Origin of the sequence: Spirochaeta cellobiosiphila DSM 17781 (assembly GCF_000426705.1) — a bacterium.
GTDB lineage: Bacteria > Spirochaetota > Spirochaetia > DSM-17781 > DSM-17781 > Spirochaeta_E > Spirochaeta_E cellobiosiphila.
The window spans coordinates 200,556-216,094 of the sequence record NZ_AUFW01000012.1; the positions used below are offsets into that span (position 1 = coordinate 200,556).

Annotated in this window: 11 protein-coding genes and 1 pseudogene; 2 read left to right on the forward strand and 10 right to left on the reverse strand. The window is 32.8% G+C overall.

Going from position 1 to position 15,539, the window contains the following annotated elements; all coding sequences use genetic code 11:
• The first annotated feature begins 175 nt into the window (after positions 1–175).
• Both K345_RS0102745 and K345_RS19410 read left to right on the forward strand, forming a co-directional pair.
• Positions 176–508, forward strand: coding sequence for a nucleotide pyrophosphohydrolase (locus tag K345_RS0102745; RefSeq protein WP_028972876.1), 333 nt, complete (start codon positions 176–178; stop codon positions 506–508).
• A gap of 107 nt (positions 509–615) precedes the next feature.
• Positions 616–2,142 carry a DNA/RNA helicase domain-containing protein gene (locus K345_RS19410; protein WP_169714753.1) on the forward strand — a complete coding sequence of 509 codons (1,527 nt, stop codon included), beginning with the start codon at positions 616–618 and terminating at the stop codon, positions 2,140–2,142.
• Between the two features lie 280 nt (positions 2,143–2,422).
• On the opposite strand, the gene K345_RS0102755 is transcribed toward K345_RS19410, so the two are convergent.
• The 10 genes and pseudogenes from K345_RS0102755 to K345_RS23415 all read right to left on the reverse strand — a co-directional run.
• Entirely contained in the window at positions 2,423–3,136 is a 714-nt protein-coding gene (locus tag K345_RS0102755; protein ID WP_028972877.1) for a hypothetical protein, read from the reverse strand.
• A gap of 192 nt (positions 3,137–3,328) precedes the next feature.
• Positions 3,329–4,184 (reverse strand): annotated as a pseudogene (locus K345_RS22755) (transposase).
• 49 nt (positions 4,185–4,233) lie between these two features.
• Positions 4,234–5,337 carry an SH3 domain-containing protein gene (locus K345_RS0102765; RefSeq protein ID WP_169714754.1) on the reverse strand — a complete coding sequence of 368 codons (1,104 nt, stop codon included), beginning with the start codon at positions 5,335–5,337 and terminating at the stop codon, positions 4,234–4,236.
• Between the two features lie 149 nt (positions 5,338–5,486).
• Positions 5,487–6,275, reverse strand: coding sequence for a M23 family metallopeptidase (locus K345_RS0102770; protein ID WP_028972880.1), 789 nt, complete (start codon positions 6,273–6,275; stop codon positions 5,487–5,489).
• Positions 6,276–6,500: 225 nt separating this feature from the next.
• Complete coding sequence (locus K345_RS0102775; protein ID WP_028972881.1) at positions 6,501–7,904, reverse strand: SH3 domain-containing protein; 1,404 nt, start codon at positions 7,902–7,904, stop codon at positions 6,501–6,503.
• A gap of 101 nt (positions 7,905–8,005) precedes the next feature.
• Positions 8,006–9,379 (reverse strand): hypothetical protein, encoded by a 1,374-nt coding sequence (locus tag K345_RS0102780; RefSeq protein WP_028972882.1) that lies wholly within the window; start codon positions 9,377–9,379, stop codon positions 8,006–8,008.
• Positions 9,380–9,412: 33 nt separating this feature from the next.
• Positions 9,413–12,766, reverse strand: a complete 3,354-nt coding sequence (locus K345_RS0102785; protein ID WP_169714755.1) for an N-acetylmuramoyl-L-alanine amidase — start codon at positions 12,764–12,766, stop codon at positions 9,413–9,415.
• Between the two features lie 109 nt (positions 12,767–12,875).
• On the reverse strand, positions 12,876–14,213 hold the full coding sequence (locus tag K345_RS0102790; protein ID WP_028972884.1) for a tetratricopeptide repeat protein: 1,338 nt from the start codon (positions 14,211–14,213) through the stop codon (positions 12,876–12,878).
• A 7-nt stretch (positions 14,214–14,220) separates the two neighbouring features.
• The gene (locus K345_RS23030; RefSeq protein WP_156888276.1) at positions 14,221–14,376 is read right to left on the reverse strand and encodes a hypothetical protein; all 156 of its coding nucleotides are present in this window, start codon (positions 14,374–14,376) and stop codon (positions 14,221–14,223) included.
• A gap of 2 nt (positions 14,377–14,378) precedes the next feature.
• A partial coding sequence (locus tag K345_RS23415) for a PAAR domain-containing protein (protein WP_053228007.1) occupies positions 14,379–15,539 on the reverse strand: 1,161 nt, incomplete at its 5' end.

The following is a 15,539-nucleotide window of genomic DNA, read 5'->3' on the forward strand; positions in this document are numbered from 1 at the left end:
TTGAACCAGACGTATCCTTTTGTCACAGTTTTTCCGGGCACAAAAACAGGGCCAAACCCTTCGGGACGGCTATGCAGGTTAGCTAGGCGTTATACGGCAGACTGTCCTCAAAAAATGGACAAAATAAAAAAGAAATACGATATAATGCTATATAACCTTTGAATAGGAATACTAAATGAACGAGTATAAAGCACTTATTAAGAGAATATTAGATTTTAGAAATGCAAGAGATTGGAAAAAATTTCACACAGAGGAGAATCTGGCGAAATCAATTTCTATAGAAGCAGGTGAATTACTTGAACACTTTCAATGGGGTGATTCAATTAATAAGGATGAAGTTTCAAATGAATTAGCTGATATCCTCATATATTCATTTCTGCTATCAGAAAAATTAAATGTTGATCCAATAGAAATAATGAACAAAAAAATTTCTGAAAATGAGGAAAGATTCCTGATACAAAATGTTAAAGGAAATAGTGGTAAAAAAACGAGAACAGATAAATTATGATCGGGTGCATATCTCAATATCATTTTAAGAAGAACTCATTAGAAGAAATTAGTCTCAGAGCAAAGGGAAAGAATTGGCCAATCGTTTATATACTTAAAAACTCAAATATGGCTTATGTTGGTGAAACAACAAGTGCTGTAAAGAGAATGAAAGATCATCTTGATAATTCAAAAAGAGATATATTTAAAACCATATATTTAATAGAAGATGAAACTTTTAACAAATCTGCAACTTTAGACATAGAATCAAAATTAATTGAATATATTTCCGCTGATGGGCATTATTCCTTGCAAAATAATAATCGAGGACTTAGAAATCACAACTATTACAATAAAGACAAATATAAAATACTTTTTAATGATATTTGGGATGAGCTTAAGGCATTAGAAGTTGTATCTCATACTATTCCTGAAATTGAGAACAGTGATTTATTCAAATTTTCTCCATACAAAACCTTAACTGAGGATCAATTTGAAATAGTTGAAAATCTTGATAGTATCTTTAAATCGAAAAGTGAATCGACTAGTATTATCAACGGTGAGCCTGGATCTGGAAAAACAATACTTGCTATTTATTTGGCAAAATATATTGCCTCAGATGAAGCGTATAATTCATTCAAAATAGGAGTTATATTTCCACAAACATCATTACGAAAGACTGTTAGAAGAATTTTCAAGCACATTCATGGATTAAAAGTAAATATGGTAATGGGGCCTTATGACATTTTAAAAAAACAAGAAAAATATGATCTTCTTATTGTGGATGAAGCACATAGATTGACTCAGAGAAGAAACCTCGCAAACTATAAAACATTTGATGATGCTTGTAATAAATTAGGTATTGATCCTCAAAATAGTAGCCAGTTGGATTGGATAATAAATAGAGGAAAACATGTTGTGCTATTACATGATCCAAATCAATCCGTAAAACCATCGGATGCCGATTTAGCTGTTTTCACAAATCTTAGAGAATCATCTAATCTGTTTTCGCTAAAATCTCAGCAGCGTGTTTTAGCTGGAGATAAATACCCAGCTTATATTGAGAGAATCCTAAAAAAACAACAAGATAGTTATTTAGATTTTGATAATTATAAATTTTGTCTTTTTGATAATATCGACGAAATGGTTAAGAAGATTAGAACTCTTAATAGACAATTTGGTTTGTGCCGTATAGTCGCTGGTTATGCTTGGGATTGGATAAGCAAAGATGATCCAAACCTATATGATATAGAAATAGAATCAACAAAATTACGTTGGAATGCGACTACCGAGGATTGGATAAATACACCTAATTCAATTAATGAAATCGGTTGTATTCATACTGTTCAAGGTTACGATTTAAATTATTGTGGAGTAATAATTGGCCCGGAATTAATATTTAGAAATGGAAAGATACTTTTCGTTCCAGAAAATTACAAAGATAAATATGGAAAGCATAGTTCACAATCTATCGAACAAGTACAGGCATATATAATCAATATCTATAAAACTCTTTTAACTAGAGGTATTAAGGGAACGTTTATTTATGCCTGTGATTCAAAATTAACTAGTTATTTAAGTCATTTTATATCAAAAGAAGGTTCTAGACAAATGGCTGCTGAGCCAAAAATAAAATACGGACGTGAAAACAAATAAACCGTATAACAATCGTATGAACCAAATTTCCCTATGGCATAAATCCTACTATTCTGCTTCACAGGCAGGATTGCCGCCATGTACGTGTAATCCCCCCAAAAATCCTTTGGATTATAAAACCTCATGGTAAAATTCTATTAACTTGGGGAGGGGACATATGGCCAAGTACAAGTATTAGGGGCTTTTTGGCCCCTTACTCTAATACTTGGGATTATTGGAGCTTTGTTGGTTCTTGATAAACAGGGAGGGAGCAGGGAATAGGAAAGGAGCCAAATGGCTCCTATTTATTGTCTCCACCATATCGGACATGATCAAAATCTACTTCTTCATCATCCTTAGGAAAATTTCTATAGTTATCAAATTCATAAACATGGAAGTAATAATCTTTAACTGTATGATTCCCCGTAATTGAAAAGATCTTTGATAGAGTTACAGCTTCTGTTCGCTCTGATGCTATTTTTCTATCAATAGTCCCATTATCCCAAGTTATCTGTGCCTTCACATGTATATCTCCTTTCCAATCAGAGATATTATAAGATCCTGTTATATTGTTAATCTTAATTTTCTTTGTCTTCACAGTAAATTCATAGATTGTTATTTTATGTAGTCCAGACAAGTTGACAAATATCTGAACTTTACGCGGTCCAATAGTCCCATACAGACAATAAAGGGTATTATCCTCCTTATCAAATTGATAATAGTTTCCATCATCATCTGAAAAAGTTGGAAGAAGAGTTAAAGATCGTGAGGTTGATTCTTCGTCTATCTCTATTGTACTGCCTTGATACTCAGGAAATAATTCTGCGAGTCGTGAGTCTATAACTGCCTTTTTATCACCGTTTGTTATAGAGTCGTCATTAAAAACATCATCTACTGTTGCCTTGATCACTGCATCGTACTGAAAATTTTCACTTTCAGAATAACCCGTATCCATGTCACAGCTTGTCACTAGAAAAGTAGAGATAATTAACAAAAATGTAATTAGCTTTTTCATATCTGTTCCTTTTATTGATTTTTATATGATTGTAACCAGGTTTTCTATATGAACACAATTAGTTTTTTTTAAAAAATAAAAAATCAAGAAATTCTGAATCGCCAACACTTTCTATAGCGTTTATACTAATAGGAGGTGGTTAATGAACCAGATTTATATAATTGATGAGCAAGGTCTGTAATCCCCCCATTATTAACAGGAGTAATTTGTAGAATTATTTAAAACCATTCTAGGGGTAATGCCGCCCAAAGACGAATGAGGTCTTTCATTATTGTATATCCACATCCATCTAGTCGCAAGTTCTTGTGCATGATAGATAGATTTGAAGATATTCAACTATAGCCATTCATATTTGCATGTAAGCATTCTGTGTTTGCTTCCCTTTCTGGATAAAAGATAGTTCGATACAGTTTTTTCTACTCCAACTTTTAAGAGCATCACTAATGTATTCTGGTCCATTGTCACACCTTAGTTTTTGTGGTTTTCCTCTCCATTCTATTATTTGCTCAAGTGATCCAATGATTCTTTCAGATGGAAGCGAAAAATCAACTTCAATTCCTAATCACATTCCTTAAGTACATATAGCATAACCCAAAGCCCTAACGCCTATGGGTGTTAGTTAGCTTACATAACCAGTCACTTATTAGTTTGTTCTCTTCTGATAATTTTGGTGTGTAGTAATAACAGCTTTCACTAATATGAAATGTCTTACACAGTAGTTTGATTGGTAGATGTCTCTTAACTCTATAATACATAGCCATCTGTTTTCTGACAGATGGCTTTACCACTTTTTTTCAAGAGCATCTGTCACAATTTCATTCTTGAGTTTTTCTTCTGTATACATTTTTTTAAGCAACGCATTTTCTCTTTCTAATTCTTTTAATCGCTTAACCATTGAGGTATCCATACCACCATACTTAGATCTCCATCGGTAAAACATAGCAGTACTTACACCGTTATCTCGGCAAATATCTTGTATCGGGATACCGCTTTCAGCCTGTTTAAGCATGGCCATAATTTGACTGTCTGTAAATTTTGATTTTCTCATGTAGAATCTCCATTCATATATTATTTGAATTTTCTACAAATATCGACTCTTAATTCTTGGGGGGATTACAGATATTTTTAATTAGTTGTTTTTTTTTCGCTTCTCTCTCTATTTGCTTTTCAACTTTGCTAGTTAATTTGACAAGATCATCATGTTCCTTTTTATACTGTTCTTGTTCAGTTTTAGATACAGCATCATTTAAAGATACATTTCCACCATATACCCAGCCTTCTTTATTATCATCAGTAGTAACTTTAAGCCAATGGGATTGTACTCCCTCTATAAGTTCTTCCTTTCCTTGTTCTGTAATAGTTATAACTTCATCTTTGTTTAATTCTGTAATGGCTTTAGAATTAAGAGTAGGGGATTCTAGTAAGTTACAGTTCTGTAAGGTTAAATAAGAGTATCCAGTTGTGTGATTAAGGATTATATCCTTGTCATAATCACTGGTTCCATCAGCATGGCGTGGCCAAAGGATTTTACTGGGATCATAGGATTCTCTTCTAACAAAGTGCTCTATTTCTTGAGCCATTTCTTTGGTTCCCCTGACGTAGGTGAAGATGTGATTATCTTCATTGACAGAGTCTATGTACATGTCTAGGTAGTCGCCGTCTTGGACGAAGATTAAGTTGTAGGGAGTATCCATTTGGAATAGTGATTCATAACCCGGTTGTATTTGACTATTGCTTTCTTTATTTAATGCATATACTGAAATAGTAAAAGTATTTTTACTATTCACAATTTGATTTATTAAAATATAGTTTACCTGACAATAATCGCTTCTTGATGCAACTATGTATTGATCTTTAATTACTAGATATAGAGCTTTAAACCTCTCATTCCATTTGGGATATGGTGGTGGTTCATTTATACTCAAATTATTAAACCAAGTATTCCATGAGTTATCATTATAAAAAATAATTTTCTTTATATCTGGTTCATTACTTTCAAAAAGATCCATATAATAATTCATTAACCAAACTGAGTTCTTAATATTACTAGGCAATATAGCTACTATATTTTCTAAGGATAAATCTTTTATACTTATATAAGTTTCCACATTATTTTGTGTGTCATACCCATAGATTCTAAAATTACCATCATAGTATGGTGACTCACAATATAAATCATTTTGATATTTTCTACTGAACAAAATTCGTGATCCTTTATTTAAAAACAGGTTATATCCATTTTTACTAAGTTCTATATCTTGATTAGCTACATATGAAAGATCTTGAGAAAATATTTTTAAAATTGAAAAAAATATAAAAAATGAAATTGTAATTTTCTTTAAACTCATTATTAATCCTTATTTAGAATATACGGTTCAGAATATGCGAATGGATTATAAACTTTAAATTCATCTAATTTAAATTCATCTCTAAGATGTTCATTTAGATGAACAGAGAATTTGTCTTGATCCTTACTACTCAAAAATAATTGCAAATGTAAGTGTGCACCAGCACCATGTTTTCTGCTATCAGTATGATGTTCGTTTTTAATTGTTATAGCCTTTTCTACACGTTTTAATTTTTTATCAGTATTATCCCATTGCCAATGACTAACGCAATGTCCTGTGTTTCCAATGTAGCCCACAATTTGATTAGGAACAATGATAGAATTAACTTCAGGTATTGAATCCTTTCTCTCTAAATGGGCTAAAAGGTAATACCTATATAATCCTTTATATTTCTGGTTTGCTTGGATAATAATACAACGTCCATAGTGATCGTTAAGATAATCATGACTCCAAACAACTTTTCCTCTTATTAATGCTTTAATAGGAACCGTTCCGGATAGTGCAGCCGCTACAGCCATATCTACCCCCTCATGTCTATAGTCAGATGAATAAGGCTTCTCGTTAAACCATTGTGTCCAAGAAAATTGACCATCAGGCATGAATCCCGGATTATCTTTTGCATAAACAATCTTTTTGGAAACTATACTCCCATCACTAGGTTTATGATAACCATATAAGGTAATGGCTTTGTTTTTATATTTATGATTTTCATCAATCGCAGCAGCCTTGCGGAGATGATCAGCAAAATATATAGGATGTACAAAGTTTAAGCCCCCATTATTATCGACCAATTCGTTTAACTTAGAATTGCCTTCCCATATATCACTTTTCTCAGCTGTGATTTGAAATTCACTTATTTTTGCATTTCAATCCTTTTTCTTTCAAAAAGTATATACTAGTCTTCTTTTTCAAAATCAACAAAAATAGCTCTTATATCATTTTTTATATTATATGAGATCAACTAGATATTCTAATTCTCTATTTCTCTTCTATCTGGAATCCTAGCGCAAATATAGTTATTTAGACTTCCTGTTTTTCTTTTTGCTCTTCAAAATTAAAATAACAACAATAAGTAGGATTATGAAAACAAGCATTCCTCCAGTAACATTAAGAAAGACGTCGAAATCTATTAATTTATCCATGGCTTCTTGTAGCAATCGTTCTTCTTCATCTCTGAGAGCTTGGGCTTTTTGCTCTATGGCTTTTTGTTCTTCTTCTGCTTTTCGTTCTTGTTCTAATTTTTCCTGATACTGCTGGGCTACTTTGAGAAGTTCAGCATGTTCTGCTTCATATTGTACCTGTTCTTCACGTGAGGTGGCATCATTTAAGGATATGTCTCCTCCAAATACCCAGCCAGTTTGATTATTATCTGTTTTCACTTTGAGCCAATTTGATTGGATATCGTTTATTGTTACACCGTTAGTCTTTTCAAGTATTGTGACAACATCGTCCTTTTTGATGTCAGTGACAATGTCAGAGTTAGAGTCTGGCTCTGTTCTTATTGTTGAGTTATGTAATGTTAAGTAGGCATTCCCTGTCTTATGGTCAAGGATTGTCTTATCGTCATAATCACTGGTTCCATTAGCGTGACGTGGCCACAGGATTTTACTGGGATCATAGGGTTCTCTTCTGACGAAGTGTTCTATTTCTTCAATCATTTCTTGGTTTCCACGTATGTAGGAGAAGACATTTTTTGAAGGTCTTATCATGCCTAAGTACATATCTAAGTAGTCGCCGTCTTGGATTAAAAAAAGTTTATAGGGAGAATCTTTGTAATAAAGGTCTCTAAACTCAAACTGCACATTATTATCATTACCTAGGTGTTTTGAAAAAACAGTAAAAGTATATTTATTGCTTTCTTTCTCTATATTTGATATTAGTAAGTCCATTGAATAAAAAGTTGGGAATGCAGAAAAGTTCATATAGTATGTATCAATATTCAAATCTAGTGGTGAATAAAAATTGTACCAAGGCTCATTTATAGGATCCCCAAAATCATATAAATACTCTTGTTTATAATCACTCCAGTATGATGTTTTTGAGTTAATAAACTTTTCTCTTTGATTCTCTGGCAACAACAATATGTCAATATTATATTTCTCTATCCAAATATCATTCTCTAGTTCTGTATGTTTAGGAATGGAATTACGTAATGCAAGACAATCAAGATCAGTATAATAAGAATGTTTTGTATTTGGACGTGAAACTGTGATTAGCATCTTATAAGTTGTGTTTTGATCATAAAAAAAATAATCGTCCTTATTGTATACCAATATCTCACCTTTTTCGAATATATCATCCTTTTTATCTGAAACATCATATGCTGTACAGTTTTCCGTAACTATGAACTCTAAACTTTGTGAATACATATTATTAGTTAAAAATATTATTAAAATAATTGTGATAACGAGATGTTTCATTTTTAACTCCGAATGTTTAACTGGTTTCTTTTATTAAATAAGAATAGATACTTTTTAATATCAAAATCATACTAAAAAATAAGCATTTGTATCTGTGAGATTTACTTATTTACTGCATATATATATCCAATAATTTGATCTTCTTTATCTTCTTTATCAACTACTTTTAATTTTTCTTGGTCTAACTTTACAATATTTGAGCCAACAGAATTAATAATATATCCTCCATTATGAAAATAGTGTCTCAAATCAATAAAGTAGTATAAGTTCTTTAATTGTTCGTTTTGTTCTGGTGAAATATTTATTGACATGGTTACAAGTACATATACATCTTTTTGCTCATGCTTGATTTCTTGGATTACTATGTCAGTATCTGAGAGATTTATATCATTATTTTTATTATAGATTTTTAAACTTATAAATTGACTTGGATCAAAGCTTTGTGGTGCACTGAAATTATCTATTTGAAAGCTAACAGAATAGGTGGTATCTACTAATTTTTCACCAGACTCATCATAGTTATCTGTTTTATCTTTGTAAGTGAGCGTGCTAAATGCTAGCTTATTTGATTTCATGAATGTGTCATATAAGACATAGTAGAAATTCGCTTTGTCGTTAAAAACTATCTCACTATTTAGGTCAATATTTCCGCTATATGCCGCTATAATAATTGACCACTCATATAACTCTGCTGTTGTTCCAATCTCTATATTCCCAACATTGATTTTGTCGTTATACCATCCTATATTTATTTCTTCTGTTTCCAATATATCAAGATTATTAGAAGGATTTAGATCAAGAACTTTTGCATTCGAAGGTTTATCTTTGAGAAATAATGTATATTCTTCACTGTCTTTATTTATTTTTTGCCATTTTGGTTTTTCACCATTATAGTCAGCCTCCCAGATAAAAAGTTTGAACTTCATATTTGAGAAATCTTCTCCTTTTTTTATATAGAACTTTAAAGGTGTTCCTATTTTTTGATATGTCTTTTTAAATCCAGAAGCCTCAAATCGGTTACTTCCTACATTATTGCATTTATCTGTTTGTTCACCTATGTTACTTTTTATGTCTAATTTGATAGAATAATCAATTTCAAGATTTGTCTTACACTCAATTAGATCCACATTTTTTATTCTACATATCAAATCTATTTCTGGATTTTTGTTCTTAAAAACAATACTTCTATAGAATGCTTTCATAATCGTATCAACGCTAATGTTAGCCCATTCAATCAATGATGTCGTATTGTCTGGTGAAGAAAAGGAGAAATTATCACTTATATCATTTATTCCATTATTAGTATTATAGGTCAAACTACAATTTGCTATGGATTTGAAGGGGGATTCCAATATTGTTAATTTAAATTTGAATTGATCTGCATCTTTATCTGAACTGAGATTAAACTTCTTTAAATTTATTTTAGGCTTGATAAATATAGTTTTTGCAGAGCCTAGATTTGTATAATTTGCCAATTGTTTCTCCTTAGATGAAACTGATGTAAAGTTCTATGGTTTCTTAACTCTTGAATCATATACATAATACATTTTTTCATTGTAGATGACTTTACAGAATGTACTTTTTGTATTATCAGTATCGGTCAATGTGTAAAGTATAAAGTCCTTTGTTATTGGATGAGTAAACACTTTAACATTCGTTTCCTTTTCAAGTTTTATTTCGGATTTTGTTAATTGTTCATCTGTTTCACTTTTAAAATATCTTAAATGAACAGGAACACTAGAAGTTTTAGAATTACAAATTTGAGTATTAGGCAAATATGTGAGTGAGTCCATTTTTGTTTTTTGCCACCTTGATGTATATTCATAGTTTTCAAGAGTTCTTAGTTTATCCCAATATGTGTCATCTTCCTCTTTAGGTAAGGAAGTCCAAAAAGTGCTACTAACATTGTATAGTCTTACACTTATTTCTACGCTCATTTCTTTACTTTCATCAATCTTATCCTCTTCATCAAATAGGCTAAAATATGGCTTTAGATCCATTTTGAGTTTCTTTAAATCAAGTGTTATAGAAGTACTAATTGAGTTAGTCTCTAGAGGATATAAAATATCAATACTTTTATGATTGTAATGGAATGTTTGATGTATTATCCATTTAACAGTACCTTTAAGGTGTTCAATATCAGAAAAAGTTAAAACATTATTCTCTTTATCATGAGTAATTTTACCCCATTTAGGTTTTGGAATCATAAATGAAGATTCTAAGCCCTGTATAGTTGATAATCCTTCATCAATTTTGTATTTACCCCACTTATCAATTGTGAATTTACTAGTGTACTTGCCTGTGTTATCTAAATGTACCTTTAGGGACTTGTCATCATTATCTGTACTATTAATTGTTATTGTTCGAAAATTATCATCATCGGCTTTATCCGGCTTACCTCTTCTATAGTATTTAGCTACTATAAGAATATAACAGTCCCCTCCGAGCTTCTTGTTTTCATCATCAATGCAAAATCCATAATTAGTTAGTGGATTTTCCCTTTCGGACCAAAAATCATTTGAGCAATCAGTGATTGTTTCCTGTAATAATGTTAACATCCATAATATTATAGCTGGATTATTAAAATATAAATTATTATTTAAATTAATTAGAGAATTAGCTCCAGAAAAGATGGAATCAAAGATAGGTACTTCTTGAGAATCAAATAGAGCACGGTTAGTATAAAACTCTTGATCATAGTTTAAATTTAAATCTATTCGACCCTGATTATTTAACTTGTTAAATATTCTTTCGAAATAAATACAGGTATAAGTAGAAGGTAGATTCAATTGGCTATTTCTAAAGGAATATGGTGTGTTCACAAATTCTTTGAATAAGTCAAATTGGTTTCTTTCTTCTATATTAAATGATACTGAAGTATTACTATCTGAAACACATTCGATGAATTCTAGTGACTGAACAGGAAGAGATCCATTATTATTAATTAACTCATTATAATTTTGGGAATATAGTGTGTTCTCTGAGTTCTTTATAGTTAGCTTGATATCATCTTTAAGTTCAAAATCTAACTCATCTAATACTTGAATGGTAAGATCAAAATTGTGATTTTGATTATTATAAACACTTTTAATTTTATCATAAGCACTAATAACATCATTATTAGTTTTTTTATAGTAAGTGTTATGTAATAGGGATTTAATGAAACGACCTTCAGAGTTATCAAACATATTATTTAACTCATTTGCTTCATATATACTGTCATCTGCAGCTTCCAAATGTTCAAAGCTTATCTCATTAGTGTTAAATTTTGATTTTATTAACTTTAATAGATAACTAAAATTTTGGTCATTGTCTTCAGAAGTACTAAATGTTTCCCAGTGTACATAATTTTGTTCTGATTTTAATGGCTTTGTATAGCCAATAATGTCACCACCATTAACGTGCAACCAAGGTTCCGATAGTGTTATTATTTTAAACTTATTTATATCTAATGTGTTTTTGTCCGTACCAGCTATCCTCGGTATTCCCTCTATAAAAGTGATTTCTTTTAAATCATCATGGGAATCTCTCATATAGAAGTTATCTGTAGAATCTGTCTCTGTGCCAAAGCTACTGCCATAACTTATATCTAACTTACCTCCTTCAACTAAAGCTTTTAATTTTGAGTACCATAATGGTACCTCGTATTTTGGATCTTTTTCAGGTGGTTGTAGATGCATGTACATCGAGTAAAATGTACACTTATCCTCGCTAGATTCTATATTTTTTAAATCATGTTTCATAAGTATAAAACCGGCATGGCCTATTTGATTAATGTTCGGTATGTAAAAAGGGAATTCCGATTGTTCCTTCTCCGTGTAGAATTTGAAAGCTATGATATAACCATTAGCCATTGCTCTAACTGGTGTAAAGTCTGGATTGCTTGTTGAAATATGAACCCCTGTGTGTACTGATAGATTACTTCCAATAGGATAGTAACCAGAGGCACTTTCACTTTCGATGTTTTTAAGCCAATGAAGAGGAGTCATTGTATTACTTTTTATCTCAAGCGGAAAACAAGTATTACAACCACGACCATAATTCTCTAGAAACTCCCAGTCAAAGGCTGGTCCAATATCCCATTTAGCTTCTCCGTTCGTATTAACATGGGAAAAAATGCCAGCTTTGTCCTTATCCTCGTCCATGAAGTTCCAAGCTGTGACTAGCTCTTTCAATGAAACATTCACCATTGTAGTTTCGCCTGTGCTAAATTTATCAAAACGCATGTCGTAAGGAAGAAAACGATAGGGAATATCATACTCATTACATAAGGATTTTAACAGTTTAGCTACACTAACTACCTGTTCTGAAGCAAATGCTGGATAGTATCTATAGCCACGATAAGAGTTTTTTTTATATCGACCAAGTTTATCATAATCATTATCCATCAAGTCTATATAGGCCTTATCTGGACCTTTAAGGGCGGCATCAAGTTCACAATATTGCCATATTCTACCTTGTGGATCTACCCATTTTAAATCACTACCTTCTAAATATATGGGCCCATAATTCACAATTTCAATTGCGATAACTTGTGGATTATATTTATCCCCACAAGAAGAATGATGTGCCCAATATTCAGGTTCCATGTATTCCACAATAGTCCCGTCTCTATACACCCAATAATTGACGGCATGCCGCTTGGCATCAACAAGATCTGAAGGTGTCTTACATGTAGTACCGTCTGCGCCCTTAGTAGCACCAGCAGTAAAATGTAAACATATAGCTTTCTTATCCTTTTTATCTTTTTTGCCAATAGGCATTAATTCCTTGTTAAACTTTCCTTCATTAATGACTTCTTTAAGGTCATTAAAAGGATCAGTGTCTTTCGTATATTCATCGATTTTTTTTAATTTTCTCATTTTAGAGATGGGTAAATCAATGTCGAAAATCTGCTCTTCAATTAGGTATGAATGTGAGTCTAAGTAACGGTTGATTATGCCAGATATCTTGCTAATATCACAGTTATCGCTATAGAGACCCATCGCTATTCTCCATTTTTTCAAATTTTTCTTTTATTAATTTTTTATAGTATTCAGATTTTCTGTTGTAATATTCACTTATAGTCATAAAAAAGTGTTGCTTATTAGAAGGTATCCAATCTATATACGAAGAATATACTCTGTTTCCATTAGTGTCTAACTTTGGATACTCAATGTGATAGGAATACAGTTGATCAATACCATCATAATCCCAGTAATCATCAACTATCATCACACCAATTATCTCTATCTTATTATTTTGAGCCATGAGGTAGGGTTGACTTCCTTTTTCCCCATAAGCTTCATACATATTCCAAATCAGGCGATAACTTAATTGGGGTAATGTATCCGTTGTTAGCTGAATAAAGTTAACCTGATTTTTGTCAATAAATTGATGAAGATGATATTCCCATAGATTTGTTGTATTTCCTTTAATGTCTCTAAATAGATTTTTGAATCCTCTAGCTGAATAAAATCCACCATCAAGGGTAATAGATAGTTCATTAAGTTCAGGCTGATACTCCCAATAGGAATTGGGTTCCACTTTATAGAATCCGTAGAGAAACCAGAACTTAGGTTCTGATAAGTTTTGGCGAAGGTTCGAATAGCGTTTTAAACTTCGTATATATTCAAGATCTGTATCCGTTTTTGATTTTTCTAAATATCTAGAGGCTAGAAAAAAAGAAAGGCTTAGATTTTGAAATACAGCATCTTGGACATTATTAAGGAAGTTTTCATTATAATATCCTTCCTGTTGGGCATATAAGCCGCTATCTTGATTATTCCAATACTGAAGGTAAAGCGATCCTGCACAGGCAAAATTATAATGGGCATATACATAGGTCGGATCAAGCTCAATGGCTTCTGTAAATAAGACCATAGCTGATTCATAATCACCCTTCTCATATAGGTTATAGCCTGCACTATTAAGGTTTTCAGCATTAAGCTCTCCTAAGTTAAGATGATATTTAATGACCACTTCTTCCAGTGTCAAATAACCATTAGCTTGCCAAGTCATCCAATTCAAATTAAGCATATCCAACATCAAAGATTCAGGTAATTCTGTAACATCAGTAATTCCTTGCCATGTTTCATATCCTAATGTGGACCAATAGGGATCACGGCTATTAGCTGTGTCTGTGTTAACAGGAGCTTTTTCTATAACGATATCTCCAGGATTTATAGGTTCTTCTGTTTGTACGATATCTTCTACACTGGGAGAGGGTTCTTCTTTTGTCTGATCTGCCTCAGCTTTCTGAGGACATCCTAATAGTAGGAGACTCAGTAGGGCTAATAATAATGTTAGTAGTAATTTTCTTTGATTCATATTTCCTTCACTCCGATTCGTTATAGCTAGACATTTTAATGATGATTTCATTGGTTATTCCCGTTGTAACTTTAGTTTTACCTTGGACTATTTCAAGATCGCTAACTTCAATAGTTTTTGTTGTCTCTTCTTCACTTTCTGTTGTGTTCTCTTCATTAGCCATGACTATTCCTCTTCTTCTGGATCTATATGATATTGGCCTGGTATTAAGTCTTCTAGTTCTAAGACTCCATCGTCGTCAGTTGTACCTGTTATCTCATCACCTGAATCATGTATTAGTTTGATGGACAGATTACTAAGGGGATTATCAAATTGGTTAGTGAATACCATTTTGATTTTATCACCCATTTCAACTGTGTCACTAGCGATTCTTTCACACTTAAAACACTTAGCTGTAAAGATAAACTTAGGCTTCTCGGTCAAAGGATTTTGAGGATCTGCTTGGAAGGAATAAATCCACTTCGCTTCTGCTTGTCCCCCTTCTACGCGAGCCCAGACTTTCTTTTCTGGAGAATCAGTTTCCTGATCAGCATTTTGATCCCAGATGGTAAAGTGAACCACACTCATATCAGGAACGTTACTGGTGGAGACACTCATAGTCACTTCTTCCCCTATAAGGGCGGAAGTGACGCTCCAGGAAGGACTGGATAGGCTTCTTTCTTGTCGAGAGGCTTCTGCCGCCTCTTTGCTGGCGATAGGGTTCTCCACATTAAAGATCGTCCCGCCATCCTGTTTGAACTGATCTGGATCCATACCCGGGAGCATAATAGGCAGGGGGACTGCCGCTCCTGCAGCTACTATGGTACAGGTCTCCTGATCTTGGGGATCGCTACAGGTTTTCACCATAGAACCTAAGCAGGCGGCTTCTTTACCATTGATAAGAACCTTGGTAGATGTTCCTGAGGAGACAACCCCTTCATTACTGGGATTCTTTTTGAATTGAACTCCAGGAGGCATGGGAATGTGTCCTGGTGTGTCAAACATACTCGTTGAATCTTTGGTTGCCGCTGGGGAACCAGATATCATAACGTCCTGTGATAGACCGTCTACGAGTTTTCCCAGGTAGGGATGAGGAATCATAGGGACAAGAGTAAGTCCTGATGGTGAAGGAACTTGGATGTCATGGAAGTCGATACCAAGGACCTGATCATTCTCCTTGGCTATTTGCTTCATTTCAGCAGTAACACCCCCGGAGCCTTTAAGGTCGATCTTACTCCCTTCGAGTACAGCATCCCCTGAGGCTACTATATCCATTCCAGAGGAGGATTCAATACTCAGGGCATCCCCTGTCCCTATGGTGAGGGAACTATTACATTGGAGGAGGGT